The organism is Bradyrhizobium sp. SZCCT0153 (assembly GCF_018129995.1).
Classification (GTDB): domain Bacteria; phylum Pseudomonadota; class Alphaproteobacteria; order Rhizobiales; family Xanthobacteraceae; genus Bradyrhizobium; species Bradyrhizobium japonicum_G.
The window spans coordinates 59,273-84,385 of sequence record NZ_JAFCKS010000001.1 but is presented as its reverse complement, the minus strand read 5'-3'; the positions used below and the strand labels follow the sequence as shown (position 1 = coordinate 84,385).

Sequence of the window (25,113 nt, the reverse complement as noted above, 5' to 3'; positions counted from 1 at the left end):
GATCAAAGGTGGCTCAGTGCGCGCCGTGGGCCATGGTCTCGGCGCCGTGTCCCCAGACGTAGATGCACAGGAACAGGAACAGCCAGACCACGTCGACGAAGTGCCAGTACCAGGCAGCGAACTCGAAACCGAGATGCTGGGTCGGCGTGAAGTGGCCGGCATAGGCGCGGAACAGGCAGACCAGCAGGAAGATGGTGCCGACCAGCACGTGGAAACCGTGGAAGCCGGTCGCCATGAAGAAGGTCGCGCCGTAGACGTTGCCGCCGAAGGAGAACGCGGCGTGGCTGTACTCATAGGCCTGCACGCAGGTGAAGAGCGCGCCGAGCACGACGGTGAGGATCAGGCCGTATTTGAGGCCCTGACGATCGTTCTCGAGCAACGCATGGTGGGCCCAGGTCACGGTGGTGCCGGAGGTGAGCAGGATCAGCGTGTTCAGCAGCGGCAGATGCCAGGGATCGAAGGTCTCGATGCCATGCGGCGGCCAGGTGCCCGGCACAGCGCAGGCGCCGGCCGCGGTGCCGAGGCCGCAGCCGAATATCGCATCGCGGGTGGCGTGGACGGCGTCGGCGGGAAACAGCGCCGCGTTGAAATAGGCCCAGAACCAGGCGACGAAGAACATCACCTCGGAGGCGATGAACAGGATCATGCCGTAGCGGTGATGGAGCTGCACGACGCGGGTGTGGTCGCCCTTGTACTGGGCTTCCTTGATCACGTCGCCCCACCAGCTCGCCATGGTGTAGAGCACGCCGACCGTGCCGACCCCGAACAGAATCGGCGCGGCCGAGAACATGTGGTGCATCCAGGTGATCGCGCCGACCGCCATGATGAAGGCCGAGACGGAGCCGACCGCCGGCCACGGAGAGGGATCGACCAGGTGGTAGTCGTGTTGCTTGGTGTGCGCCGTTGCCATTTGCGGTCTCTCTCCTCAATCCCGTGCCTGTCCGGCACTTATCCCCTTGTGTCCAACCACCCTGGCGCGAGCCCGGCGATCAGAGATTTCCCTTGCGCTTGTCGTCTTCGCTGGCTGCAAGCGGCTTCACCACCGGATCGCGCACCGGATAGAACGTGTAGGACAGCGTGATCGTGTTGAGCCCGTCGTTCTCGTGATCGTCGGCGATCGACGGATCGACGTAGAACACGACCGGCATCTCGCGCTTCTCGCCGGGCGCCATGGTCTGCTCGGTGAAGCAGAAGCAGTTGATCTTCTGGAAATAGGATCCGACCGTCAGCGGCGCGACGTTGTAGGCGGCCTGGCCTGCGGTGGTGCGCGCGGCCTGGTTGGTCACGGTGTAGAAGACGGTCACGACCTGGCCGATATTGACCTCGATCTCGCTCTGCTCCGGCTCGAACTTCCACGGCAGGCCGGGCGCGACGTTGGAATCGAAGCGCACCGCGATCTTCCGTGCGATCGGACCGGTCGCCGGCGCCGAGGTCGCGACCTGGGTCGTGCCGTTGAAGCCGGTGGCGCGGCAGAACCAGTTGTAGAACGGCACCGCCGCGTAGGACGCGCCGACCATCAGCGCGACCACACCGCCGCAGATCGAGGCGACTAGCACGTCGCGACCGAGGCCCTTCCTGGCCTTTCGGTTCCGATTTTGCGATATGGTCGGCTTCTGATCCATCTTCCCTACATCGGCCGGACTAGCACGGCCGGACCCTTGACCATGGTGACGGCGAAGAACAGCACCACGAGCACGCCGAGCGCGAGCGCGATCGCGATCGAGCGCTGACGACGGCTCTTCTTCTGCGCCTCGGTGAGGACGATTCCATTGGGCTCGGGTTTGTCGACCATTACCGCGATCATGCGCCCCCTGCCATCGGAGCAAGCGCCCGGTACACGACCTCGGCCAGCAAGGTCGCAAACAGCGCGAACAGATAAAGGATGGAGAAGGCAAACAGCTTGCGGGTCGCACGCAGCGACTGGCTGCGCTCGCGGCGCAGATAGACGTTGATGGCGAGCACAAGCATGCCGGCGCCGAGGATCAGCGAGACGACGCCATAGACGGCATCGAAATAGCCCAGCGCCCAGGGCGCCGCGGCGACCGCGATCAGCACGACGGTGTAGAGCAGGATCTGAAGCCGCGTCGCGTCGGGACCGGCGACGTTGGGCAGCATCGGGATGCCGGCACGCGCGTAATCGTCCGAGCGGAACAGCGCCAGCGCCCAGAAGTGCGGCGGCGTCCAGAAGAAGATGATGGCGAACAGCAGCAACGGCTCGACGTCGACCGTGCCCGTCACCGCGGCCCAGGCCACCACCGGCGGCAGCGCGCCGGCGGCACCGCCGATCACGATGTTCTGCGCGGTCCAGCGCTTCAGGCCGATCGTGTAGATCACGACGTAGAAGAAGATGGTGAAGGCGAGCAGCGCGCCCGCGATCCAGTTGACGAGGATGCCGAGCGTCATCACCGAGAAGAAGGCGAGCGTCATGCCGAAGGCCATCGCCTCGGGACGGGTGATGCGGCCGCGCGGGATCGGCCGGTTCGCCGTACGCGACATCTTGGCGTCGATGTCGCCCTCGAGCGCCATGTTGAGCGCGCCGGAGGCACCGGCGCCGACGGCGATGCAGAGCAGCGAGGTGATCGCCAGCACCGGGTGGAAATGCCCGGGCGCCATCGCCATGCCGACCAACGCGGTGAAGATCACCAGCGACATCACCCGCGGCTTCAGCAGCGCGATGTAGTCGCCAACCTCCGCCTCGGAGATGCGGGGATTGAGGTCGATGGCGTTGTGGTCGAGGACGGACACTAGCTTTGACTCGCTTGTTCTAGATCCGCGGCGCCCGTGATGGGCGCCGCGGGAGACTGATTACTGCACGCGGGGCAGCACTTCGAACTGGTGGAACGGCGGCGGCGAGGGCAGCGTCCACTCCAGCGTGGTCGCACCCGCACCCCAAGGATTGTCGCCCGCCGGCACCTTTTTCGCGAACGCGTCGATCACGCAGTAGAGGAAGATCAGCACGCCGAAGCCGGAGATGTAGGAACCCACCGACGAGACCAGGTTCCAGCCCGCGAAGGCGTCGGGATAATCGACGTAGCGGCGCGGCATGCCGGACAGGCCGAGGAAGTGCTGCGGGAAGAACACCAGATTGACGCCGACGAAGGTGACCCAGAAGTGCGCCTTCGCGAGCGTCTCGTTGTACATGTAGCCCGACATCTTCGGGAACCAGTAGTACCAGCCCGCGAAGATCCCGAACACCGCACCGAGCGACAGCACGTAGTGGAAGTGCGCGACGACGTAGTAGGTCTCCTGGAGCACGCGGTCGACGCCGGCGTTCGCCAGCACGACGCCGGTGACGCCGCCGACGGTGAACAGGAAGATGAAGCCGACCGCCCAGAGCATCGGGGCGCGGAACTCGATCGAGCCGCCCCACATCGTGGCGATCCACGAGAAGATCTTCACGCCGGTCGGAACCGCGATCACCATCGTGGCGGCGACGAAATAGGCCTGCGTCGCGCTGGACATGCCGACCGTGTACATGTGGTGCGCCCACACCACGAAGCCGATGCCGCCGATCGCGACCATGGCGTAGGCCATGCCGAGATAGCCGAACACGGGCTTGCGCGAGAAGGTGGAGACGATCTGGCTGATCATGCCGAAGGCGGGCAGGATCAGGATGTACACTTCGGGGTGACCGAAGAACCAGAACAGATGCTGGAACAGCACGGGATCGCCGCCGCCGTCGGGCGCGAAGAAGGTCGTGCCGAAATTGCGGTCGGTGAGCAGCATGGTGATCGCACCGGCGAGCACCGGCAGCGACAGCAGCAGCAGGAACACCGTCACCAGGATCGACCACACGAACAGCGGCATCTTGTGCAGGGTCATGCCCGGCGCGCGCATGTTGAAGATGGTGGTGATGAAGTTGATGGCGCCGAGGATCGACGAGGCGCCGGCCAGATGCAGCGACAGGATCGCGAAGTCGACGGCCGGGCCCGGATGGCCCGAACTCGACAGCGGCACGTACATGGTCCAGCCGGCGCCGACGCCGTTGGCACCCGGCTCGCCCTCGACGAAGGTCGACATCAGCAGCAGGCCGAACGAGGCCGGCAGCAGCCAGAACGAGATGTTGTTCATGCGCGGGAACGCCATGTCGGGCGCGCCGATCATCAGCGGCACGAACCAGTTGCCGAAGCCGCCGATCATCGCGGGCATGACCATGAAGAAGATCATGATCAGGCCGTGGGAGGTCACGAATACATTGTAGGTGTGCGTCTCGTGGAAGATCTGTACGCCCGGATACATCAGCTCGGCACGAATCGCGATCGACATCGCGGCACCGATGATGCCGGCGATGACCGCGAAGATCAGGTACATCGTGCCGATGTCCTTGTGATTGGTCGAATAGACGTAGCGTCGCCATCCGGTCGGATGGGCGTGCTCGTCATGTCCGTGGTCCTGGGCGTGATCGCCGTGTGCCGCTGCGCTCGTTGCCATTTTCAAATCCTGCCTTGCGTCCCATTCGGACCTTTGGAGGTCCCGCCCTTCATGTCGCGTTCAGTCCCCTTCAGCCGTCACCCGACGCTTACTGCGTCGGGCCGGCCACGGAGGCGAAAGTGCTGGTGCCGCCGCTCGCATATTTCTTCTTCGCGGTCTCGACCCAAGAGGCGAAGTCCTTGTCCTCCACCACGCGAATCGCGATCGGCATGAAGGCGTGGTCCTTGCCGCAGAGTTCCGAGCACTGGCCATAGAACATGCCGGTCTTGGTGGCCTTGAACCAGGTCTCGTTCAGCCGCCCCGGAATGGCGTCGATCTTGACGCCGAAAGCCGGCAGCGCAAAGGCGTGGATGACGTCGGCGCCGGTAACCTGGACACGAATCACCTTGTTGACCGGCACCACCATCTCGTTGTCGACACCGAGCAGCCGGGGCTGCTTGTCCTGGGCCATCAGCGAATCGAACTCGAACTTGCCGTTATCCGGATAAGCATAGGACCAGTACCACTGCTTGCCGGTCGCCTTGATGGTCAGGTCCGCCTTCGGCACGTCGAGCTCGAGGAACAGGAGGCGGAACGACGGCACCGAGATACCAACCAGGATCAAGACCGGAACGAGCGTCCAGGCCACCTCGATCAGCGTGTTGTGCGTGGTCCGCGACGGCACCGGATTGGCCTTCGCATTGAACTTCATGACCACGATCACCAGCAACGCCAGAACGAACAGCGTGATCAGGGTGATCAGCACGAACAGGAAATTGTGGAACCAGACGATGTTGTCCATCACCGGGGAGCCGGATTCCTGAAGCTTCCACTCCCACGGCGCCGGTTGCCCGAGCTCGGCGAATGCCGCACCGCCCGTCGCCAGCGTCAGACCCGCCACGGCCAATCCCAGCAAGTGCCGGCCCACCGGGCCCATCGACATCTTCATGCCGTTCGCGCTCCCCTAACGAAATCACCCCAAGTGCATTCCCCTATTTCCGGGAAACGCTTATTCGATCCGCCCGTCTGACAAACCGCCGCGCAAGAATACCTCTAAGAGGAATTGGGGCCAGATCGCTAGAACGCCGAAATCAAGCCTCTCAAACCATAATTCTTGATATATCGCAATGCAGTCTTGAGCCTCGTCTGTCAGCCATCACCCGCAAGATATTTCCTAGTAAGATCAGACAAAAATACCGTTTCCCGGGATGCTGTGGCTTGACAGCGGATTTGCCCGCGGTAGGCACTGGCAGATAGCCGCGCAGGAGCTTGATTCGTGCGGGCGATGGCGGTGTGGGCGGCGCGGAATTTGCTTGCGAATTGCCTTCAAGACGCCGTCATTCCCGTATCAGTCCGCCAGGCGCGAGCGACCCAGGCGAGCAGAGGGACCGACCCGATGGGGTTTTCGAAATGCATGGCAAGGCGGGCTAGCAGCCTCGCGATGCTGGCCGCCCTGCTGGCGGTGGTCGTCGTCCTGGCGCTCCCTGGCCTTGCCCATGCGCAGGGCGCGGTGCGCTCCGTCCATGGCGACTGGCAGATCCGCTGCGACACCCCGCCGGGCGCCCAGGCCGAGCAATGCGCCCTGATCCAGAGCGTGGTGGCCGAAGACCGCTCCAATGCCGGCCTGACCGTGATCGTGCTCAAGACCGCTGACCAGAAGAGCCGCCTGATGCGGGTGGTCGCCCCCCTCGGCGTCCTCCTGCCCTCCGGCCTCGGCCTCAAGCTCGACAACCAGGACGTCGGCCGTGCCGGCTTCGTCCGCTGCCTGCCCAATGGCTGCGTCGCCGAAGTCGTCATGGACGACAAGCTGCTCGGCCAGCTCCGCACCGCCAAGACCGCGACCTTCATCATCTTCGAGACCCCCGAAGAAGGCATCGGCTTCCCGCTCAGCCTGAATGGGCTCGGCGAGGGTTACGACAAGCTGCCGTAGGGCGCCCTTTTTCCGGATAAGCCGATCCCGTCATCGCGAGCCGCCCGCGAGCGGTTGCCGGCAGCCGCCTTTGATCCATCCGAACCGCAATATCGGTCGAGCGCGCGATGTCCGTGAGCGCCTAACTGGTCTCGCCACGGAGGAAGGAACGATGAAGGCGGCACTCGAACACTATCATGCCCGGATGCAGCGCGTGCTGGATCACATCGACCGGCATCTCGACGCTGATCTGGACCTGGAAGTGCTGAGCGGCGTTGCGGCCTTCTCAAAATTTCATTTCCATCGGCAGTTCACGGCGACCTTCGGGCTGTCCGTGCATCGCTATGTCCAGCTGGCCCGCATGAAACGTGCTTCCTACCTGCTGGCCTACACGGACGCCCAAAGCGTCACGGACATCGCGATGGATGCCGGTTACGATGCCCCGGATGCCTTCGCCCGCGCTTTTCGGCAACGGTTCGGGCAATCGCCGTCGTCGTTCCGCAACTCTCCCGACTGGGAGCCGTGGCTTGCGGCCTTCGGGCCTCTCGACAATGCGAGGAGCAAGCTCATGAAGACCTTTACCAGTGACGACGTGACGATACGCGACGTACCCCCCACCAAGGTGGCGATCATGGAGCATCGGGGCGACCCGGCGACGCTCGGCGCCACCATCCAGCGGTTCATCGCGTGGCGCAGGGCCGCCGGACTGCACCCCAAGACCAGTCCGACCTTCAACGTCTGGCGGTCCGAGCGGCGTCCTTCCTCGTCCGCCGCTTACAGCACGGATCTCTGTGTCGGGACCGACCGGCCGATCGAGGCGAATGGCGAGGAGATCAAGGCCGGCGAGATCCCCGGCGGACGCTGCGCGGTGCTGCGGGTCGTCGGCTACACCGACAATCTGGAACCCGCCGCGCTCTACCTTTACCGCGACTGGCTTCCGGCCAGCGGCGAGGAAGCACGCGACTTTCCGATCTATTGCCAGCGGCTGAGCTTCTTTCCTGAGGTGCCGGAGCATGAGACGGTCGCGGAGGTTTTCCTGCCGCTGAAATAGCGCCTCGGACGGCGGCTCGCCCTTTCGATCGCAGGACGCGGACGGGCCGCCGTCCACGCCAAGTCAGGCCATTTGATCGCGTGCACCACCCCGCCTCGTGTCGTCACGCCGGGCAACCCCATCCTATCGTTTCCGTAATGTGACGGCCCGCCCCTCGCGGAACCGGCGGGAAACCATTATCTTGCCCCACATTCTCCGATAATGGACGGACGCATGACCAACCCTGCCACATCCTCCCTGCTCGACCGCGCCAATCTCGACCGCGACCAGGTTCGCCACGAGATCGCGCGCGGGCTTGCCGGCGCCGACGACGGCGAATTGTTCCTGGAATACAGCCAGACCGAAGCGCTGATGTTCGACAATGGGCGGCTGAAGCAGGCGACCTACGACACCTCGCAGGGTTTTGGCCTGCGCGCCGTGAAGGACGATGCGGTGGGCTATGCGCATTCCTCCGACGTGTCGCTGCCGGCGCTGATTCGCGCCGCCGACGCGGTCGCCGCCGTGCGCGGCGGCTATTCCGGCAGCTTTTCCGCGCCGCCGCCGCACACCAATGTACGGCTCTATGGCGACGACAATCCGCTGGACGCGCCGGGCTTCGAGACCAAGGTGAAGCTGCTCGCCGAGATCGACGCGTATTTGCGCGACAAGGACCCGCGCGTGCGGCAGGTCAGCGTCAGCCTGGGCGCGACCTGGCAGGTGGTCGAGATCCTGCGGCCCGACGGCGAAAGCTATCGCGACATCCGCCCGCTCGTGCGCGTGAATGTTTCGGTCGTCGCCGGCCAGGGCGACCGCCAGGAGAGCGGCAGCAAGGGCTATGGCGGCCGCGCCGGCTATGCCGAATTCATCGAAAGTAAGAACTGGCGTGACGCCGCCGACGGCGCACTGCGCGAGGCCCTGGTCAATCTGGAATCGATTCCGGCCCCCGCCGGCGAGATGGACGTCGTGCTCGGCGCCGGCTGGCCGGGCGTGATGCTGCATGAGGCGGTCGGCCACGGCCTCGAGGGCGACTTCAACCGCAAGAAGACCTCGGCGTTCGCCGGCCTGATGGGCCAGCAGGTTGCGGCCAAGGGCGTCACCGTGGTCGATGACGGCACCATCGCCTCGCGCCGCGGCTCGCTCTCGATCGACGACGAGGGCACGCCGACCAACCGGACCGTGCTGATCGAGGACGGCATCCTGGTCGGCTACATGCAGGACCGCCAGAATGCGCGCCTGATGAACATGAAGCCGACCGGCAACGGCCGCCGCCAGGGCTATGCCCATGTGCCGATGCCGCGCATGACCAACACCTACATGCTCGCCGGTGACCGCGATCCGGCCGAGATCCTCGCCTCGGTGAAGAACGGCGTCTTCGCGGCGAATTTCGGCGGCGGCCAGGTCGACATCACCTCGGGCAAATACGTGTTCCAGTGCACCGAGGCGTACAAGATCGAGAACGGCAAGATCGGCGCGCCGCTGAAGGGCGCCATGCTGATCGGCAACGGGCCGACTGATCTGCATCGCATCCGCATGATCGGCAACGACCTTGCGCTCGATACCGGCATCGGCACTTGCGGCAAGAACGGCCAGGGCGTGCCTGTCGGCGTCGGCCAGCCGTCACTTCTGATGGAACGCATTACGGTGGGTGGAACGGGCGCATGAGTGTCGACAAGGTAACCGTCCCTGCCAAGCGGAAGAGCGGCGGCTGGGCTGGGCAGATCGTACAACTCGCCGGCATCGTCGCCGCCGTGTTCATCGCCAAGGGCGCGCTGGCCGAGCCGTTCTACGTGCCGTCCGGCTCGATGGAGCCGACGCTGTTGATCGGCGACGCATTGATCGCCTCGAAATTCCCCTATGGCTACGGCACCTCGTCGCTGCCGATCCAGATCAACCTGCCGGAGAGCGGCCGCGTCTTCGCGGAGACACCGAAGCAAGGCGACGTCGTCGTGTTCCGCTGGCCCGGCGATCGCTCGCAGGCCTGGGTCAAGCGCGTCGTGGGTCTGCCCGGCGACCGCATCCAGATGCGGCAGGGCCAGCTCTTCGTCAACGACCGTCCCGCCGAGCTGAAGCCGGATGGCGTTGGGGCTGCCGAGGACGACAATGGCGGCAGCGAGCCCGCCTATCGCTACGTCGAAACGCTGCCGAACGGCGTCTCGCATCTGATCTTCAAGATGCGCGACAACGGTCCGCTCGACAACACGCAGGAAGTGACGGTGCCGGCCGGCCATCTGTTCGTGCTCGGCGACAACCGCGACAATTCCGCGGACAGCCGCGTGCCCCTGCGCTCCGGCGGCGTCGGCATGCTGCCGATCGACAATCTGGTCGGACGCGCGGATGCCGTGCTCGGCTCCTGGGATCTCGGCATGCGCGGCCAGCCGGTGTGGACCTGGCTGTCCGGTTTCCGTCTCGCGCGGTTCTTCACCGCCGTGCATTGAGCGGAAGCCACTCACCTGACGATGGACCGCGACGAATTCCTCGCATTCGCGCTGAGAAATCCCGTCAATGTTTCGATCATCGACGAACTCGCGCGTCTGGCGCTGCCCGACGCATGGCTGGTCTCGGGATGTCTTGTACAGACGGTGTGGAACGTCCTCACGGGCCGCGCCGTCGATCACGGCATCGCCGACTACGACGTGTTCTACTTCGATCCCGACACGTCATGGGAAGCGGAGGACGCGGTGATCCGCGAGCTGCAAGCGCGCCTCGGGCATCTCGGCGCCAAGATCGAGATCCGCAATCAGGCACGGGTGCATCTGTGGTATTCGGCCAAGCACGGTCTGCCCTATCCGCCTCTGTCGTCCTCGACCGACGGCATCGACCGCTTCCTCACCCAAAACACCCAGGTCGGCGTCAGGCGCGCCTGCGACAGCCACGACGTCTACGCACCGCATGGCTTTGACGACATCGCGAAGCTGATCGCGCGTCCTAATCCAGGCCCGAATTTTTCCGCCGCCAGTTACGATACGAAGGCGGCCCGCTGGAAGGCGCTGTGGCCGGAACTCACGGTGATTGCGGCGGAGTGAAGTGCCGCCTACCGCACCACGCCCGACGTAAACCCCGCCTTCCGCCGTGGCGGCTTGATTTCCTTTTTCAGGAAGCAGCGGGCCTCGCGTCCGGCATAGCCGGGTCGCGCGTAGGTGAAGGCGCGGCATTTGTTGTCGGCGGTGCAGACGGCCTTGCAGGCCTCTTCGCCTTCGCCGTCCTTGAGCTCGACATTGCGCAAATCCCCACCGGGGCGATCGATCGACGTTTCCACGCCCTCGACGCGCGGCTCGATCACGCCGGCGCCACGCACGCCGGAAATGCAACAGCTGCCCGGAACGCGCAACGGCACCGTGTTCTTCAGCCAGCACACCGCCGAGCCGCCTTCGACATCGGGATAGCTGAAGCTCCAGGAGCGGCAGCGGCGGTCGCGCTCGCACAGCAGCGCGCAGTCCTCCGGATCGCCGGACGTGACCGGCGTGCTGAAATAGTCGCCGCCCGGGCGGTCGAACGCCGTCTGGGCGCGCACAGGCCCGCTCGCGACCGCGAGCGAAAGCAGCGCGGCGCAGGCCACGGCGCTTGCCATGACGGCCCCGGACAGGCGGCCCTTCCCCATCGGAACAGCTTTCGAGTTATTGACGACGCTCAGGTTTTTCAGCCGGTCATTTGATCGCCGCAAACCTGTATGGGCGATGAACGGCGCAGGTCCCGATCGTCGGCCTCTGCTCTAGAACGCGTATTCCGCGTAGGCCGGTTCCACCGAGCCGGCCCAGGGGCCGTTGAACTTTTCGAGCATCTCCTCGGCCGGGGTCCGGCCGGAATCGATGATGCGGTCAAGCGGCTCCAGATGCCGGGTCTCGTCGCGTCCGAGCTGGTCGATCCGGCCGCGCCGGCGCAAGCCGGCATGAGCCAGAACGAGGCATTCCTTGGCGATCTCGAACAGATAGCGGTCCTTGATCCGCGACTTGAAGCCGAAGCGCGGCACGTCGTCGCGCAGGGCCTGGCGCTCAGGCGCGCTCCAGTGCTTCACAAGGTCCCATGCTGCATCGAGCGACACATCGTCGTAGAGCAGCCCGGCCCAGAACGCCGACAACGCCGGCAGACGGCCCCACGGGCCACCGTCCGAGCCGCGCATTTCCAGATAGCGCTTGAGGCGCACCTCCGGGAAAATCGTCGAGAGATGGTTGGCCCAGTCCGACAGCGTCGGACGCTCGCCCGGCAGATTGTTGTTGCGGCCATCGAAGAAGGCGCGGAACGAGGAGCCCGACACGTCGATGTAATCGTCACCGCGCTTGACGAAATACATGGGCACGTCGAGCGCGTAATCGACATAGCGCTCGAAGCCCATGCCGTCCTCGAACGCCCACGGCATCATGCCCGCGCGTGCATTGTCGGTGTCGCGCCAGATCTCGGAGCGGAAGGAGAGGAAGCCGTTCGGCTTGCCTTCGGTGAACGGTGAATTGGCGAACAAAGCGGTCGCGACCGGCTGGAGCGCGAGCGAGACGCGCAGCTTCTTGACCATGTCGGCCTCGGAGGAGAAGTCGAGATTGGTCTGCACCGTGCAGGTGCGGTACATCATGTCGAGGCCGTACTGACCGACCTTCGGCATGTAGTTGGTCATGATCTTGTAGCGGCCCTTGGGCATCACGGGGATGTCGGCGCGCGACCAGGACGGCGTCATGCCGAGGCCGAGGAAGCCGATGCCGAGCGGAGTCGCGATCTCGCGCACCTGGGCGAGATGCGCCATCAGCTCGCTCTGGGTCTGGTGCACGTTCTCGACCGGCGCGCCGGAGAGCTCGAACTGTCCGCCGGGCTCGAGCGAGATCGCACCGCCGCCGGTGACGTCGTAGAGGCCGATGATGTTGCCCTTTTCCATGATCGGCTCCCAGCCGAGCAGGAGTTTCATGCCTTCGAGCAGCGCACCGATACCGCGCGGGCCTTCGTAGGGCACCGGACGGTGGCCTTCGAGCGTGAACGGCGTCTTCTCGTGCTCGGTGCCCATGCGAAATTCGGACGGGTCCTTGCAGCCGGCCTCGAACCACGCGACGAGCTCGTCACGCGATTGCAGCGGCGTCATATCGATCTGGTCTCGCGCCATATCAAACTCTAATCAAAGGCGCTTCGACCGAACGCGCGCGGGTGGCAGGGATGGTCCGCGAACCCACCGGTTGCGCGGACGAGCTGGTTGGCCGCGCGATCATCGCAACGGCGTGGTTTCGTTGACGTGGGCCGGCGGCAGCTTCATCTCGCCGCACGAGCAGCCGAGGCGGTCGAGCAGTCCGCTGAGCTTGACGGCATCCGCATCGGACAGTTTCGAACCGACATATTTCTCGATTGCGGCCGAATAGGCGCCCCACATCCGCTTCTGCAGCTCGCGGCCGGCTTCCGTGATCTCCACGAACTGGCCGCGCTTGTCGATCTTGCATTCGCGCCGCGAGGCAAGACCTTCATCGACCAGACGGTCGATCAACCGCGACGTCGAATATTGCGGGATCAGCATCTGCCGTTCGAGTTCGACCGGCCGGAGCTCGCCCGAGGGCGCCCGCGACAGTTCGAGCAGCGCGTCGTACCAGGCCAGCGGCGGGAACCCCGCCTTCTTCAGGTCCTGCTCGACGCAATCGAGCACACGGCTCTGCACCCGCATCAGGCGGATCCAGGCGGCAGTTGCCTCGGTCGATGGTTTGCGTTTCATGGTCCCGCTCAAGCTCGTCGCCCGTCTCTTACCCCATTCGATGCAGCTGCATCAATCTTGACTATTTCAAGCAGATGCATGTAGTCGTTCTTTCGCCCGAACCAAGCATCAAGAGGAGGAAATTCCATGAAGCTGTACTATTCGCCCGGTGCCTGCTCGCTGTCCCCCCACATCGCGCTTCTGGAAGCCGGCCTGCCCTATGAGTTGGTCAAGGTCGATATCAGGGCCAAGAAGCTCGAAAATGGTGAGGATTATCTGAAGCTGAACCCCAAGGGCCAGGTCCCTGCGCTGGGCCTCGACAGCGGAGAGATCGTGACCGAAGGCCCGGTCATTGTCCAGATGATCGCCGATCAGGCCTCGGCCAAGGCGCTGGCGCCGGCCCGCGACAGTTCGGAGCGCTACAAGCTCCTGGAGTGGCTCAATTTCCTCACCTCGGAGGTGCACAAGAGCTTTGGTCCCCTGTTCGCCCCGGCCCTGAACGACGAGGCCAAGGCGTTCTTCAAGGACCGGGTCATGGGCAAGCTGAAATACATCGACAGTCAGCTCGCCGGCCGCGACTACCTCATGGGCAAGCAGTTCACGGTGGCCGACGGCTATCTCTTCACGATGCTGACCTGGGCTGACCGGATGAAGTTCGACTTCTCGGCGATGCCTGATCTCGCCGCCTACAAGGCCCGCGTCGCGGCACGGCCGCAGGTGCAGGAGGCGTTGAAGAAGGAAGGGCTGATCCAGGCGGCCTGAGCCAGGGCAACAATGTCTGCCAAGGGCCGGGTCCATGATCCGGCCCTTTTTCTTGCCCCAGGTTGTTGCCTCGCGACGGCGCCAACGGATGCCGCCGGATCATCGTACCTGCACGTTATGATACTTATGAACTACTGTTCGTCAAAAGTAAGTGGTGCAGTCTTGTCACTGCTCGCAAAGCGGGCGAGCTTGTCAGAATTGATTGAAGATTATTTGCACTCTCATTGGAGTTGAGCTTGACGATTGCCTTCGTCCTGATCGTTGCGAGCGCATTGGTGGGGATGGCGACAGGTTATTTTTTCAGGATCTGGGCGCTGGTGGTGATTTCCCCGTTGATCGCGATCTTTTCCGCAGGCGTCCTCAAATATAACGAGTACGGCCTAGTCGTCGGCGTGACCATCATTGCCGCCTGCCTTGCCGTCTGTCAGCTCGCCTATCTGGCCATGACGTATCTGCTGTATGGGCAGGACGTCTCAGCTCATGACGAGATCAACGGCGAGCCACGCGAGCAGGGCGAGCGCAAGATCCGCGGCCAGAACGACTAACGCCAGCATTGCCCAAAACACCGGCCCCTTGCGGCGCAAACGCGCAGGCTTCTGCATCGGCAGCGGGCATGTTCGTGCGGAGGCAACCGCGTACTTCCCGGCGAGATCGCGACTGAGCGCGGTCTTCCGCAGGACCAAAGAGTTCATCAAACGCACTTTCTTATTTCGTCTTCAACCCGCCGATGGATCGGCAAGTGTCCCATCAAGGCTCGCAGTCCAAGTCGATTCATTCCGTGAGCAAAAGTAATGCCAAGGCCGAGCAAAAGAACGGCGCCGCTTTGACGCGCATATGACAATTGCGCGACATCGCGACGCCTTTAACTCTGGCACGGTCTCTACGCGAATTCTGTGACGGGTTCCACAAAGCGGAAATGATCCTGACGCAACCGTGATGGGACCGCCTGGAAGGACAAAAGGCCGGATCGATGATCCGGCCTTTGTTGCCTCAATATTTCGGAGGCGGAGCCCGGATGCCGCTGCGGGACATCCGGGCCAAGGTTGCGACTCAGGCCGCAGCCTTCTTCGGCGCGAAGCGGCCGTAGAAAGTTTCGCCCTTCGCCGCCATCTCCTCGAGAAGCTTCGGCGGCGTGAAGCGTGAGCCGTATTTGGCCTCGAGCTTGTGGCAAAGCTCGACGAATGTCTTCGCGCCCATGAAGTCGATGTAGGACAGCGTGCCGCCGGTGAACGGCGCGAAGCCGAAGCCGAGGATGGAGCCGACATCGGCCTCGCGCGGATCGGTGATGACGTGGTCCTCGACCGTGCGCGCGGCTTCCACCGCCTGCACCACCAGGAAGCGCTGCTTCAGCTCCTCGACATCGAGCGTGTCGGGGTCGAGCTGCTTCGGCTGCAGCGCCGAGAGGCCCGGCCACAGGCTCTTCTGGCCCTTGCCCTTCTCGGGATAGTCGTAGAAGCCCTTGCTGTTCTTGCGGCCGAGGCGGCCCTGCTTCTCGACCAGCTCCACCATCAGCTTCTTCTGATCGGGGTTGATGGCGTTCGGGCCGAGGTCGGCTTCGGTGGCCTTCATGATCTTGAGGCCGAGGTCAAGCGCGACTTCGTCCGACAGCGAGAGCGGGCCGACCGGCATGCCGGCCATCTTGGCGCAGTTCTCGATCATCGCCGGCGGCACGCCTTCGAGGAACATCTCGTTGCCTTCGGCGACGTAGCGGCCGACGCAGCGATTGGCGAAGAAGCCGCGGCTGTCGTTGACGACGATCGGCGTCTTGCCGATCTGCCGGACGTAATCAAGCGCCGTGGCGAGCGCGACCTCGCCGGTGTTCTTGCCCTTGATGATCTCGACCAGCATCATCTTCTCGACCGGCGAGAAGAAGTGGATGCCGACGAACTTGCCCTGGTCCTTGAAGCTCTCGGCCAGCGAGGTGATCGGCAGGGTCGAGGTGTTCGAGGCGAAGATCACGTCGGGCTTCATGTGCTCCTGCGCCTTGGCGAAGGTATCAGCCTTGACCTTGCGGTCCTCGAACACGGCTTCGATGACGAGGTCGACGTCCTTCAACGCGGCATAGTCGGCGGTGGGCGTGATGCGCGCGAGCAGGGCTTCCGCGTCGCCAGGCTTGGCACGGCCCTTCTTGATCTGCTCCTCGATCACCTTCTGCGCATGCGCCTTGCCCTTGTCGGCGCTCTCCTGGTCGCGGTCGATCAGGACGACGTCGAGGCCGGCGCGGGCCGAGACGTAGCCGACGCTCGCGCCCATGAAGCCGGCGCCGATCACGGCGATCTTCTTCACCTTGGTCGGCGGCACATCCTTCGGACGGCGCGCGCCCTTGTTCAGCTCCTGCATCGACAGGAACAGGCTGCGGATCATCGCGGCCGCTTCCTTCGAGCGCAGCACCGAGGTGAAATAGCGCGACTCCACGCGCAACGCAGCGTCGATCGGCAACTGCAGGCCTTCATAGACGCAGCTCATGATCGCGCGCGCGGCCGGGTAATTGTCGTAGGTCTCGCGGCGATAGATGGCGTTGCCGGCCGGAAACATCATCATGCCGGCCTTGGAGAACACCGGACCGCCCGGCAGCTTGAAGCCCTTCTCGTCCCAGGGCGCGATGGCCTTGCCGCCGCCCTTGATCCAGTCTTTCGCCGCCTTGACGAGATCGGCAGCCGGAACGATGGCGTGAATCAAATTCAGCGCCTTGGCTTTCTCGACCGTGACCGGATCGCCCTTGAGCAGGATCGTCATGGCGTCCTGCGGCGGCACCAGGCGCGGCACGCGCTGCGTGCCGCCGGCGCCGGGGAACAGGCCGACCTTGACCTCGGGCAGGCCGAGCCGCGTCTTGGGATTCTCCGACGCCACGCGATAGTGGCAGCACAGCGTGATCTCGAAGCCGCCGCCGAGCGCGAGGCCGTTGATCGCGGCGGCCCACGGCTTGCCGGAGGTCTCGATCGAGCGCAGCACCTGCGAGAAGCGGCGGCTCTGGTCGAACAGCATCTGGTTCGCCGCGGTCTCGCCCTGCTCCTTGAACACCTTTGCGTAGGCCTGGTTCATGCCTTCGAGCATGGACAGGTCGGCGCCGGCGCAGAACGCCTCCTTGGCCGAGGTGATGACGACGCCCTTCACCGCGGCGTCGGCCGTGGTCGCCTTGACGATCGCGTCGAGCTCGCTGGTCGAGGTCTCGTCGAGCACGTTCATCGAACGGCCCGGGATGTCCCAGGTGACGAGCGCGATGCCGTCGGCATCGGTCTCGACCTTGAAGTTGTTGTAAGCCATGTTGGTTGCTCCCTACCCTTAAACGCGCTCGATGATGGTGGCGGTGCCCATGCCGCCGCCGATGCACAGCGTCACCAGTGCGGTCGCCTTGTTGGTGCGCTCGAGCTCGTCGAGCACGGTGCCCAAAATCATCGCGCCGGTGGCGCCGAGCGGATGGCCGAGCGCGATGGCGCCGCCATTGACGTTGATCTTGGCGTTGTCGATGTCGAAGGCCTGGATGTAGCGCAGCACGACGGAGGCGAAGGCCTCGTTGAGCTCGAACAGGTCGATGTCCGACTTCTTCATGCCGGAGCGCGCGAACAGCTTTTCGGTGACGTCGACCGGGCCGGTCAGCATCATTGCGGGCTCCGAGCCGACGTTCGCAAAGGCGCGGATTTTCGCGCGCGGCTTCAGGCCGTATTTCGCGCCCGCCTCCTTGCTGCCGAGCAGCACGGCGCCGGCGCCGTCGACGATGCCCGACGAATTGCCGGCGTGGTGCACGTAATTGACGCGCTCGATCTCCGGATGCGACTGCACCGCGACGCCGTCGAAGCCGCCCATCTGCGCCATCATGGTGAAAGACGGCTGCAGCTGCGCCAGCGACTGCATCGTCGTGGTGGGACGCATGTGCTCGTCCCTGGCGAGGATGGTGAGGCCGTTGATGTCCTTCACAGGGACGATCGACTTGTCGAAGCGGCCTTCGTCCCAGGACTTCGCCGCGCGCTGCTGGCTCTGCACCGCATAGGCATCGACGTCGTCACGCGAGAAGCCGTATTTGGTGGCGATCAGATCAGCGGAGACCCCCTGCGGCATGAAGTAAGCCGGCACGGCCATCGAGGGATCCATCGGCCATGCGCCGCCGGAGGCGCCGATGCCGACGCGGCTCATCGATTCGGCGCCGCCGCCGATCACCAGATCATGCTGGCCGCTCATCACTTGCGCGGCGGCGAAGTTCACGGCGTCGAGGCCGGAGGCGCAGAAGCGGCTGATCTGCACGCCGGGCACGGCTTCGCCGAGGCCTGCCTTGAGCGCGGCAAAGCGCGCGATGTCGCTGCCGGCTTCACCGACCGGGTCGACCACGCCGAGGATGACGTCGTCGACGGAATCCTCAGGCAAATTGTTGCGGTCCTTGAGCGCCTTCAGCGGCACGGTGGCGAGCGCGAGCGCCGTGACTTCGTGCAGCGAACCGTCAGCCTTGCCGCGGCCGCGGGGGGTGCGGACGTGATCATAGATATAGGCATCTGCCATGGGAGCCTCCTGATTGCAGTTATGTTGGTGGCGACCGCGGCGCGGTCGCAATCATTGGTGAAGCGGGAAGCCTCAGAACGCTTCCGCCGGCAATTCCATGATGGTGGCGCAGCCGGCCTGGATCCGCGCAAGATTGGCGGCGGTCTCCGGCAGCATCCGCTCCATGAAGAAGCGCCCGGTGACGAGCTTGGTGGAGAGATAGGGCGTCGCCCCGCTCTCGGCAATCTTGGCATTCGTCACCTTCGCCATCTTCGCCCACATGTAGCCGAGCGCGACGAAGCCGAACAAATGCAGGTAATCGGTTGCGGCGGCGCCGGCATTGTCCGGCTTTGCCATCGCGTTCTGCATCAGCCAGGTGGTGGCCTGCTGGAGATGGCCGAGCGAGGCCGAGAGCGGGGTGATGAAGGGTTTCATCGCCTCGTCGCCGCCGTTCTCCTTGGCGAAGGCCATGACCTCGCCGAAGAAGGCCATGATGGCGCGGCCGCCGTCGCGCGGCAGCTTGCGGCCGACGAGGTCCAGCGCCTGGATGCCGTTGGCGCCTTCGTAGATCATCGCGATGCGGGCATCGCGCACGAACTGCTCCATGCCGTGCTCGGCGATGTAGCCGTGGCCGCCATACATCTGCTGCGCCTGCACCGCGTTGGCGAAGCCGTAATCGGTGAGGAAGCCCTTCAGCACCGGGGTCATCAGGCCCATGTGATCGTCGGCGGCCTGGCGGTCCTTGGGATCCTCGGAGCGATGGGCGACGTCGCTCTTCAGCGCGGTCCACATCACGAAGGCGCGCGCTGCCTCGTTGAAGGCGCGGATCGACAGCAGCGTGCGGCGCACGTCGGGATGCACGATGATCGGATCGGCCGCCTTGTCCGGCGCCTTGACGCCGGTGAGCGAGCGGCCCTGGATGCGATCCCGGGCATAGGCGACCGCGTTCTGATAGGCCACCTCGGACTGCGCGAGGCCCTGCACGGCGACGCCGAGCCTGGCCTCGTTCATCATCACGAACATGCCCTGCATGCCCTTGTTCTCTTCGCCGATCAGCCAGCCGGTGGCGCTGTCGTAGTTCATCACGCAGGTGGAGTTGCCGTGGATGCCCATCTTGTGCTCGATCGAGCCGCAGACCACGCCGTTGCGGGCGCCGACCGAACCGTCGGCATTGACCAGGAATTTCGGCACCACGAACAGCGACACGCCCTTGATGCCGGCCGGCGCGCCCTCGATACGGGCGAGCACGAGGTGGATGATGTTGGGGGCGAGGTCATGCTCGCCGGCCGAGATGAAGATCTTGGTGCCCGTGATCTTGTAGCTGCCGTCGGCCTGGGGCACCGCCTTGGTGCGGAGCATGCCGAGATCGGTGCCGCAATGCGGCTCGGTCAGGTTCATGGTCCCGGTCCACTCGCCCGCCACCATCTTCGGCACGTAGGTCTGCTTCTGCTCCGGCGAGCCGTGCACGATCAGCGCGGCGGTCGCGCCCATGGTGAGGCCGCCATACATCGAGAACGCCATGTTGGCGGATATCTGGAATTCGTTGACCGCCTGGCTCAGCGTCACCGGCAGCCCCTGCCCTCCGAACTCGGTCGGGGCCGACAGACCGAGCCAGCCGCCCTCGGCGACCTGCTTGAACGCGTCCTTGAATCCTTTCGGCGTGGTGACGCTGCCGTCGTCAGCGCGCTTGCAGCCTTCGAGATCGCCCACACGATTCAGCGGCTGGAGCACTTCCTCGGCAAGCTTGGCCGCTTCTCCCAGGATCGCCTCGCGCACGTCGCTCGACGCATCGGAGAAGCCGGCCAGATTGTCGTAGCGGTCGATCTGGAAGACGTCGTTGAGCAGGAAGTTCACGTCTTCGACGGGGGCTTTATAGATCGGCATGGTGGTCTCCCGGCATAACCTTGAAGTAGTTGGGCCTCGAAGTGGTTTCTACGATTGGGCGGCAAGCTGCTCCGCCATCAGGCGATGCAGCATGTTGATCGCCTTGAGCGGACGCACCATCACCTTGAAATGCGTGATGCGTCCCTCGGCATCGAAGGTGATGATGTCGACACCGTTGATCTCGATGCCGTCGATCATGGTCTTGAACTCGAGCACGGCGCCGCTGGTGCTCTTCCATTCCCCGACATAGGTGAAGCCGGGACCGCCGAGCACCTTCTCGGCGCTGGCGAGATATTTGAAGGTGATGTCGCGGCCGCGCTGCGGCGAATGCACGACGGGGCTTTCGAAGACGGCGTCGGGATGCAGCAGGTCCCACAACGCGGCGCGGTCGTGGGACTTCATGTACCCGTACCAGGAGTCGAGGCCGGTCATTGTCAGGGTGCCTCCCTAAAGGGCCTTGGCAAAAAACGCGAAAACAACCCCATGCACAGTAGCGCGAAGGCTGATTCCGTTGAGGTTGTTGGGGCGGTGCTGGCCCTCTTTCCGGGGCTACCTCATATGCACATTGACGCATATGCGCCGATGCGCATAAAGTCAAGCTGGTTGGTTAATGTCGATGAAGAGAGGCCGATGCCATGGCGCTGGGCGACGCGATCCTCGCATGCCTGACGGAACGGCCGATGACGGGCTACGAGCTCGCCAAGACGTTCGACTCCTCGATCGGCTTCTTCTGGAAGGCCGACCACCAGCAGATCTACCGCGAGCTCTCCAAGCTGCGCGACCGCGGCTACATCCAGGGTCGCGAGGTCGTGCAATCGGGCAAACCCAATAAATTGATCTATACGCTGACTCCCGAGGGCCGAACAGCTCTGCGGCACTGGGCCGCGCGGCCAAGCACCCCGCCGTCGATCAAGGACGACCTCCTGGTGCGGCTGCATGCGCTCGACAGCATCGAGATCGAACCCATGCGGACCGATTTGATGGCCCGGCTGGAGCACCATCGCGACCGGCACGACAATTACGAGCGGATTCTCAAGAAACGTTTTCCGGAAGGGACGGCGTCGGGCGTGCTCGACCTCGGCAATCTGCTCCTGCTTCAGCTCGGCGCCCGGCATGAGCAGCTGGTCGCCGATTTTTGCGAAGAGGCTCTCGAGGCGTTGTCGGCGATGAGCGGCAAGGGCACCGTGGTGCCGCTCGATGACGGCAAGCGCGAGGGGAAGGGCTGAGGGCACGCAAGCGGGAGAGGTCCGCCCCTGGGTTCCCGCCGCCCAACTTTAAGACACCGTCAACCGGTTCCTTAACCCGTTATTTACCGTAACAGACAAAAGTCGGTTTTCGAGGCAGACGACCCGCGCCAAATCCGATTGTCTTGCAACCGGCACGCGAGGGGAGACTGGAGGCGCCGGGTGGGGCGCCGGAGTCGGAACCGGACAGAGTCATGAATTCGCGCGTATCGTGGAGTGCTGACGGCATCGATCCATCCGTCCGGGAGCGGGCCGAAGCCGCTGCGCGTCGTGCCGGCATGTCACTCAACGATTGGCTGAACTCCACGCTCGGCGAGACTGCCCCGCCGAACTTTCGCGGACCTCACGACCAGCGTCCGCAACCTCCGAACGTTCCGAGCCAGGCCGCGAGTCAGGAAAGCCGCGAAGTCGCCGACATCCACCAGCGGCTCGACGCGATCACCCAGCAGATCGAACGGATTTCAAAGCCCGCGCCGCGCCAGGAGGTCTCGCGCGAGCAGGGCGTGGCACGCCAGCTCAACGACGCAATCTCGCGGCTCGACGCGCGGCTGTCGCAGATCTCGAAGCCGCCGCAGTCTCAACCGCAGCAGCCTCAGGTCCCGCGCACCGCTCCAATCGACGCGCGCCAGCGCCAGGCCGACGCGGTCGAGCGCGCGGCAGCGCAGGTCTATCGCAATTCACCGCCCCTGAGCCCCGCTTCCTTCGACGTTGCCGTCGCCGAGATCACGGCACGGCAGAGCGAGCTCGACGGCTTTGCGCCGCGGCAGATGCCGCCGCGCGCCGCGCCGTCGATCGCACCCGCGGCGGCTCCTTTCGTGGCCCCGATAGCGCCGCCCCCGCCGGCCTACGCGCCGCCGCCACCGCAGCCGGGGCCGGATTTCTCCGCGCTCGAGCGCCATCTGCTCAAGATCACGAGCCAGATCGAGTCGCTGCAGCGCCCTGACAATACCGAGCAGGCGATCAACGCCTTCCGCAGCGAGCTTGCGGAGATCCGCCACGCCATCACCGAGGCGATGCCGCGCCGTGCGATCGAATCGATCGAGAACGAGATTCGCTCGCTGCACCGGCGCATCGACGAGACCCGCTCCAACGGCACCGACGGTCAGGTCCTGTCCGGCATCGAGCACGCGCTGTCCGACATCAAGCAGGTGCTGCGCACGCTGACGCCGGCCGAGCAGCTCACCGGCTATGACGAGGCGATCCGCAATCTCGGCGCCAAGCTCGATCTGATCCTGCGCGCCAATGACGATCCGTCGACAGTGCGCCAGCTCGAAGGCGCGATCTCGGCGCTGCGCAGCATCGTGTCCAACGTCGCCTCCAACGAAGCGCTGGCTCGGCTCTCGGAAGACGTACAGCTGTTGTCGTCCAAGGTCGACCAGGTCACCCGTTCGTCCGGCAACGGCGACAGTTTTGCCGTGCTGGAGCAGCGCATCGCGGCGCTCACCGCCGCTCTGGAAACGCGCGAGCGGCCTCAGCCATCCGAGAGCACCGAGCATCTGGAAGGCGCGATCCGTGCGCTGTCGGACCGTTTCGACCGCATGCAGGTCGGCAACGATTCCGCATCGACGTTCGCGCATCTCGAACAGCGGGTGTCGTATCTGCTGGAGCGGATCGAGGCCGCCTCCGATCCGCGCAACGGCAATCTCAGCCGCGTCGAGGACGGGCTGCATGACATCCTGCGGCACCTGGAACGCCAGCAGGCGACCTATTCCGCGCTGGCCGAGAGCCGCAACTCCACCCCGCCTTCCGATTCCGGCGTGGTGGATATCGTCAAGCGCGAGCTCTCCGACATCCGCTTCAGCCAGGCCGAGACCAACCGCACCACCCAGGACTCGCTCGAAGCCGTTCACAACGCACTCGGCCACGTCGTCGACCGCCTCTCGATGATCGAGGGCGATCTGCGCGCGGTGCGCACGGCGCCGTCAGCCCCTGCGCCGCAGCCGATGCCCATGCCGATGGCCGCTCCCATGGCCGCTTCCTTGGCCGCTCCCTTGGAGCCCGCGCCGATGGCGCTCGAGCCGCGGCAGCAAGCGCAGCAGCAGCCGAAATACGATCCGAAGCCCGAGCTGCCGAACCCCGCTGCCGCGCAACACGCACCCCCGGGCGCCTTCGTCGCTGCGCCGCGCGAATTCCACGCCGCTGCCGCCCCCGCGGCGCCGCCGCCGATGCCGATGGCGCCGCAAGCCGCGCCGCCTCTACCGCCGCGCGCGATCAGCGAGATCCTGGAGCCGCATACGGCGCCCGCACGCGCCGTGCTCGCGCCCGAATTGCCGCCGGATCATCCGCTCGAACCGGGCACACGGCCGGGCGCACGCGTCGCCACGCCGTCGGAGCGGATTGCCGCCTCCGAGAGCGCGATCAGCGAAATTCCCGCCGCGCCGAAGGAGCCGGTGTCCTCATCGAGCTTCATCGCAGCCGCGCGCCGCGCGGCGCAGGCCGCCGCCGCGCAGCCGCCCGAGAAGCCGGCCCGCGGCGCCAAGGCCGCAATCGCCCGCGCCAAGGACAAGGGCCAGGAAGGCGGCTCGACCATCACCTCGAAGATCCGCTCGCTGCTGGTCGGCGCGAGCGTGGTCGTGATCGTGCTCGGCACCTTCAAGATGGCGATGAATCTGCTCGACGGCGGCAGCGCGCCGCCGGCACCGCAGGCGATGGAGAATTCCTCGCCCGCGCCGCAGGCACCGCCGCCGGTCGAGACAAAGCCGTCGGCGCCTGAGCAGATCACACCGTCGATGACCTCACCGACGCCGATCGGAAAGCAATCGCAGAACAACGCCGCGCCGGCCCTGCCCGCGAATGCCGGCAACTCGGCCTCGGTCGAAATTCCGCCGGCGCCTGCCGCAGCCCCGCAGCCTGCCTCCAGCGACGTCACCGGCGCGCTGTCGGGCACGAGCCGCGCGAAACTCGCCATGATCCAGGTGCCGCCGAGCGAAAAACTGCCTGACGCCATCGGCGGCCCGGGCTTGCGCAGCGCTGCGATGAAGGGCGATGCGACCGCGGCCTACGAGATCGGCGTGCGCTTTGCCGAAGGCAAGGGCGTCGCTGCGAATTACGACGAAGCCGCCAAATGGTACGATCGCGCGGCGCAGGCCGGCGTGGTGCCCGCGACCTTCCGCCTCGGCACGCTCTACGAGAAGGGCCTCGGCGTGAAGAAGGACGCCGACATCGCCCGCCGCTACTACGCGCAGGCCGCCGAGCGCGGCAACGCCAAGGCGATGCACAATCTCGCGGTGCTCGACGCCGATGGCGGCGGACGCGGCGCCAATTACAAGAGCGCGGCGCAATGGTTCCGCAAGGCGGCCGATCGCGGCGTCGCCGACAGCCAGTTCAACCTCGGCATCCTCTATGCCCGCGGGATCGGTGTGGAGCAGAACCTCGCCGAATCCTACAAATGGTTCACCCTCGCGGCCGCGCAGGGCGATGCGGATGCGGCGGGCAAGCGCGACGACGTCGCCAAGCGTCTGGACCCGCAATCGCTGGCCGCAGCCAAGCTCGCGATCCAGACCTTCAGCGCCGAGCCGCAGCCGGATGATGCGGTCAATGTTCCGGCCCCGAATGGTGGCTGGGACAGCGCGCCGCAGGCGAACGCAAAACCGGCGGCCAAGCCGGTCGCAACCAAGCGCGCGGCCTCCGCCGCGCATTAAATCCGGACAGCGGATCAAACCAGCGGGCCGCGGGCTCGGTGCACCTCTCTCGCTTGCGGGAGAGGTCGGCGCGTAGCGCCGGGTGAGGGCTTTCTCCTCTTGGGGATTCT

Annotated in this window: 22 protein-coding genes; 9 read left to right on the top strand and 13 right to left on the bottom strand. The window is 65.1% G+C overall.

Annotated elements, in window-relative coordinates:
- Nucleotides 1-13 precede the first annotated feature (13 nt).
- The 6 genes from JQ572_RS00390 to coxB all read right to left on the bottom strand — a co-directional run bounded on the left by JQ572_RS00390 (nt 14) and on the right by coxB (nt 5,359).
- A complete protein-coding gene (locus tag JQ572_RS00390) occupies nt 14-910 on the bottom strand; it encodes a cytochrome c oxidase subunit 3 (protein WP_211381026.1) in 897 nt (298 codons plus the stop codon).
- 79 nt (nt 911-989) lie between these two features.
- Nucleotides 990-1,622 (bottom strand): cytochrome c oxidase assembly protein, encoded by a 633-nt coding sequence (locus JQ572_RS00385; protein WP_211381025.1) that lies wholly within the window; start codon nt 1,620-1,622, stop codon nt 990-992.
- 5 nt (nt 1,623-1,627) lie between these two features.
- Nucleotides 1,628-1,804 carry a CoxF protein gene (locus tag JQ572_RS00380; protein ID WP_211381024.1) on the bottom strand — a complete coding sequence of 59 codons (177 nt, stop codon included), beginning with the start codon at nt 1,802-1,804 and terminating at the stop codon, nt 1,628-1,630.
- A complete protein-coding gene (locus tag JQ572_RS00375; RefSeq protein WP_211381023.1) occupies nt 1,801-2,745 on the bottom strand; it encodes a heme o synthase in 945 nt (314 codons plus the stop codon). The genes JQ572_RS00380 and JQ572_RS00375 overlap by 4 nt, the downstream gene beginning before the upstream one ends.
- Before the next feature lie 60 nt (nt 2,746-2,805).
- A complete protein-coding gene (gene ctaD, locus JQ572_RS00370) occupies nt 2,806-4,431 on the bottom strand; it encodes a cytochrome c oxidase subunit I (RefSeq protein WP_211381022.1) in 1,626 nt (541 codons plus the stop codon).
- 88 nt (nt 4,432-4,519) lie between these two features.
- Complete coding sequence (gene coxB, locus JQ572_RS00365; protein ID WP_211381021.1) at nt 4,520-5,359, bottom strand: cytochrome c oxidase subunit II; 840 nt, start codon at nt 5,357-5,359, stop codon at nt 4,520-4,522.
- A gap of 447 nt (nt 5,360-5,806) precedes the next feature.
- On the opposite strand from coxB, the gene JQ572_RS00360 reads away from it, so the two are divergent.
- The 5 genes from JQ572_RS00360 to JQ572_RS00340 all read left to right on the top strand — a co-directional run bounded on the left by JQ572_RS00360 (nt 5,807) and on the right by JQ572_RS00340 (nt 10,372).
- Nucleotides 5,807-6,340 carry an invasion associated locus B family protein gene (locus tag JQ572_RS00360; RefSeq protein ID WP_211381020.1) on the top strand — a complete coding sequence of 178 codons (534 nt, stop codon included), beginning with the start codon at nt 5,807-5,809 and terminating at the stop codon, nt 6,338-6,340.
- Nucleotides 6,341-6,491: 151 nt separating this feature from the next.
- The gene (locus tag JQ572_RS00355) at nt 6,492-7,370 is read left to right on the top strand and encodes an AraC family transcriptional regulator (RefSeq protein ID WP_211381019.1); all 879 of its coding nucleotides are present in this window, start codon (nt 6,492-6,494) and stop codon (nt 7,368-7,370) included.
- Nucleotides 7,371-7,583: 213 nt separating this feature from the next.
- On the top strand, nt 7,584-9,011 hold the full coding sequence (gene tldD, locus JQ572_RS00350; protein WP_211381018.1) for a metalloprotease TldD: 1,428 nt from the start codon (nt 7,584-7,586) through the stop codon (nt 9,009-9,011).
- The gene (gene lepB, locus JQ572_RS00345; RefSeq protein WP_211381017.1) at nt 9,008-9,784 is read left to right on the top strand and encodes a signal peptidase I; all 777 of its coding nucleotides are present in this window, start codon (nt 9,008-9,010) and stop codon (nt 9,782-9,784) included. Before tldD ends, lepB begins: the two co-directional genes overlap by 4 nt.
- A gap of 21 nt (nt 9,785-9,805) precedes the next feature.
- Entirely contained in the window at nt 9,806-10,372 is a 567-nt protein-coding gene (locus JQ572_RS00340) for a nucleotidyltransferase family protein (RefSeq protein WP_211381016.1), read from the top strand.
- 8 nt (nt 10,373-10,380) lie between these two features.
- Here the strand turns inward: JQ572_RS00340 and JQ572_RS00335 are convergent, their stop codons facing one another.
- From JQ572_RS00335 to JQ572_RS00325, 3 genes are all read right to left on the bottom strand, one after another.
- The gene (locus JQ572_RS00335; protein ID WP_211381015.1) at nt 10,381-10,947 is read right to left on the bottom strand and encodes a PAN domain-containing protein; all 567 of its coding nucleotides are present in this window, start codon (nt 10,945-10,947) and stop codon (nt 10,381-10,383) included.
- A 111-nt stretch (nt 10,948-11,058) separates the two neighbouring features.
- Entirely contained in the window at nt 11,059-12,429 is a 1,371-nt protein-coding gene (locus tag JQ572_RS00330; protein WP_211381014.1) for a glutamate--cysteine ligase, read from the bottom strand.
- 99 nt (nt 12,430-12,528) lie between these two features.
- Nucleotides 12,529-13,023 carry a MarR family winged helix-turn-helix transcriptional regulator gene (locus JQ572_RS00325; RefSeq protein ID WP_211381013.1) on the bottom strand — a complete coding sequence of 165 codons (495 nt, stop codon included), beginning with the start codon at nt 13,021-13,023 and terminating at the stop codon, nt 12,529-12,531.
- A 126-nt stretch (nt 13,024-13,149) separates the two neighbouring features.
- On the opposite strand from JQ572_RS00325, the gene gstA reads away from it, so the two are divergent.
- On the top strand, nt 13,150-13,764 hold the full coding sequence (gstA, locus tag JQ572_RS00320; RefSeq protein WP_211381012.1) for a glutathione transferase GstA: 615 nt from the start codon (nt 13,150-13,152) through the stop codon (nt 13,762-13,764).
- A gap of 236 nt (nt 13,765-14,000) precedes the next feature.
- Complete coding sequence (locus JQ572_RS00315) at nt 14,001-14,309, top strand: hypothetical protein (RefSeq protein WP_211381011.1); 309 nt, start codon at nt 14,001-14,003, stop codon at nt 14,307-14,309.
- A gap of 505 nt (nt 14,310-14,814) precedes the next feature.
- Here the strand turns inward: JQ572_RS00315 and JQ572_RS00310 are convergent.
- The 4 genes from JQ572_RS00310 to JQ572_RS00295 all read right to left on the bottom strand — a co-directional run bounded on the left by JQ572_RS00310 (nt 14,815) and on the right by JQ572_RS00295 (nt 20,550).
- Nucleotides 14,815-17,028, bottom strand: coding sequence for an FAD-dependent oxidoreductase (locus JQ572_RS00310; protein WP_211381010.1), 2,214 nt, complete (start codon nt 17,026-17,028; stop codon nt 14,815-14,817).
- Between the two features lie 18 nt (nt 17,029-17,046).
- On the bottom strand, nt 17,047-18,255 hold the full coding sequence (locus JQ572_RS00305; protein WP_211381009.1) for an acetyl-CoA C-acetyltransferase: 1,209 nt from the start codon (nt 18,253-18,255) through the stop codon (nt 17,047-17,049).
- A gap of 72 nt (nt 18,256-18,327) precedes the next feature.
- The gene (locus JQ572_RS00300) at nt 18,328-20,118 is read right to left on the bottom strand and encodes an acyl-CoA dehydrogenase C-terminal domain-containing protein (protein WP_211381008.1); all 1,791 of its coding nucleotides are present in this window, start codon (nt 20,116-20,118) and stop codon (nt 18,328-18,330) included.
- Nucleotides 20,119-20,166: 48 nt separating this feature from the next.
- Nucleotides 20,167-20,550, bottom strand: coding sequence for a nuclear transport factor 2 family protein (locus JQ572_RS00295; RefSeq protein WP_211381007.1), 384 nt, complete (start codon nt 20,548-20,550; stop codon nt 20,167-20,169).
- A gap of 203 nt (nt 20,551-20,753) precedes the next feature.
- Here JQ572_RS00295 and JQ572_RS00290 point away from each other — a divergent pair, with 203 nt between their 5' ends.
- Nucleotides 20,754-21,344 (top strand): PadR family transcriptional regulator, encoded by a 591-nt coding sequence (locus tag JQ572_RS00290; protein ID WP_211381006.1) that lies wholly within the window; start codon nt 20,754-20,756, stop codon nt 21,342-21,344.
- A 212-nt stretch (nt 21,345-21,556) separates the two neighbouring features.
- Entirely contained in the window at nt 21,557-25,003 is a 3,447-nt protein-coding gene (locus JQ572_RS00285) for a tetratricopeptide repeat protein (RefSeq protein ID WP_211381005.1), read from the top strand.
- Nucleotides 25,004-25,113 lie beyond the last annotated feature (110 nt).

Excerpts from the sequence above, each read along its gene's own strand:
- JQ572_RS00300 (WP_211381008.1), bottom strand. The coding sequence starts at position 20,118 with ATGCCGATCTATAAAGCCCCCGTCGAAGACGTGAACTTCCTGCTCAAC.
- JQ572_RS00385 (WP_211381025.1), bottom strand. The coding sequence starts at position 1,622 with ATGGATCAGAAGCCGACCATATCGCAAAATCGGAACCGAAAGGCCAGG.
- JQ572_RS00390 (WP_211381026.1), bottom strand. The coding sequence starts at position 910 with ATGGCAACGGCGCACACCAAGCAACACGACTACCACCTGGTCGATCCC.
- JQ572_RS00285 (WP_211381005.1), top strand. The coding sequence starts at position 21,557 with ATGAATTCGCGCGTATCGTGGAGTGCTGACGGCATCGATCCATCCGTC.
- gstA (WP_211381012.1), top strand. The coding sequence starts at position 13,150 with ATGAAGCTGTACTATTCGCCCGGTGCCTGCTCGCTGTCCCCCCACATC.
- lepB (WP_211381017.1), top strand. The coding sequence starts at position 9,008 with ATGAGTGTCGACAAGGTAACCGTCCCTGCCAAGCGGAAGAGCGGCGGC.
- JQ572_RS00360 (WP_211381020.1), top strand. The coding sequence starts at position 5,807 with ATGGGGTTTTCGAAATGCATGGCAAGGCGGGCTAGCAGCCTCGCGATG.
- JQ572_RS00330 (WP_211381014.1), bottom strand. The coding sequence starts at position 12,429 with ATGGCGCGAGACCAGATCGATATGACGCCGCTGCAATCGCGTGACGAG.
- JQ572_RS00335 (WP_211381015.1), bottom strand. The coding sequence starts at position 10,947 with ATGGGGAAGGGCCGCCTGTCCGGGGCCGTCATGGCAAGCGCCGTGGCC.
- tldD (WP_211381018.1), top strand. The coding sequence starts at position 7,584 with ATGACCAACCCTGCCACATCCTCCCTGCTCGACCGCGCCAATCTCGAC.
- JQ572_RS00325 (WP_211381013.1), bottom strand. The coding sequence starts at position 13,023 with ATGAAACGCAAACCATCGACCGAGGCAACTGCCGCCTGGATCCGCCTG.
- JQ572_RS00355 (WP_211381019.1), top strand. The coding sequence starts at position 6,492 with ATGAAGGCGGCACTCGAACACTATCATGCCCGGATGCAGCGCGTGCTG.
- coxB (WP_211381021.1), bottom strand. The coding sequence starts at position 5,359 with ATGAAGATGTCGATGGGCCCGGTGGGCCGGCACTTGCTGGGATTGGCC.
- JQ572_RS00295 (WP_211381007.1), bottom strand. The coding sequence starts at position 20,550 with ATGACCGGCCTCGACTCCTGGTACGGGTACATGAAGTCCCACGACCGC.
- JQ572_RS00305 (WP_211381009.1), bottom strand. The coding sequence starts at position 18,255 with ATGGCAGATGCCTATATCTATGATCACGTCCGCACCCCCCGCGGCCGC.
- JQ572_RS00380 (WP_211381024.1), bottom strand. The coding sequence starts at position 1,804 with ATGATCGCGGTAATGGTCGACAAACCCGAGCCCAATGGAATCGTCCTC.
- JQ572_RS00340 (WP_211381016.1), top strand. The coding sequence starts at position 9,806 with ATGGACCGCGACGAATTCCTCGCATTCGCGCTGAGAAATCCCGTCAAT.
- ctaD (WP_211381022.1), bottom strand. The coding sequence starts at position 4,431 with ATGGCAACGAGCGCAGCGGCACACGGCGATCACGCCCAGGACCACGGA.
- JQ572_RS00290 (WP_211381006.1), top strand. The coding sequence starts at position 20,754 with ATGGCGCTGGGCGACGCGATCCTCGCATGCCTGACGGAACGGCCGATG.
- JQ572_RS00310 (WP_211381010.1), bottom strand. The coding sequence starts at position 17,028 with ATGGCTTACAACAACTTCAAGGTCGAGACCGATGCCGACGGCATCGCG.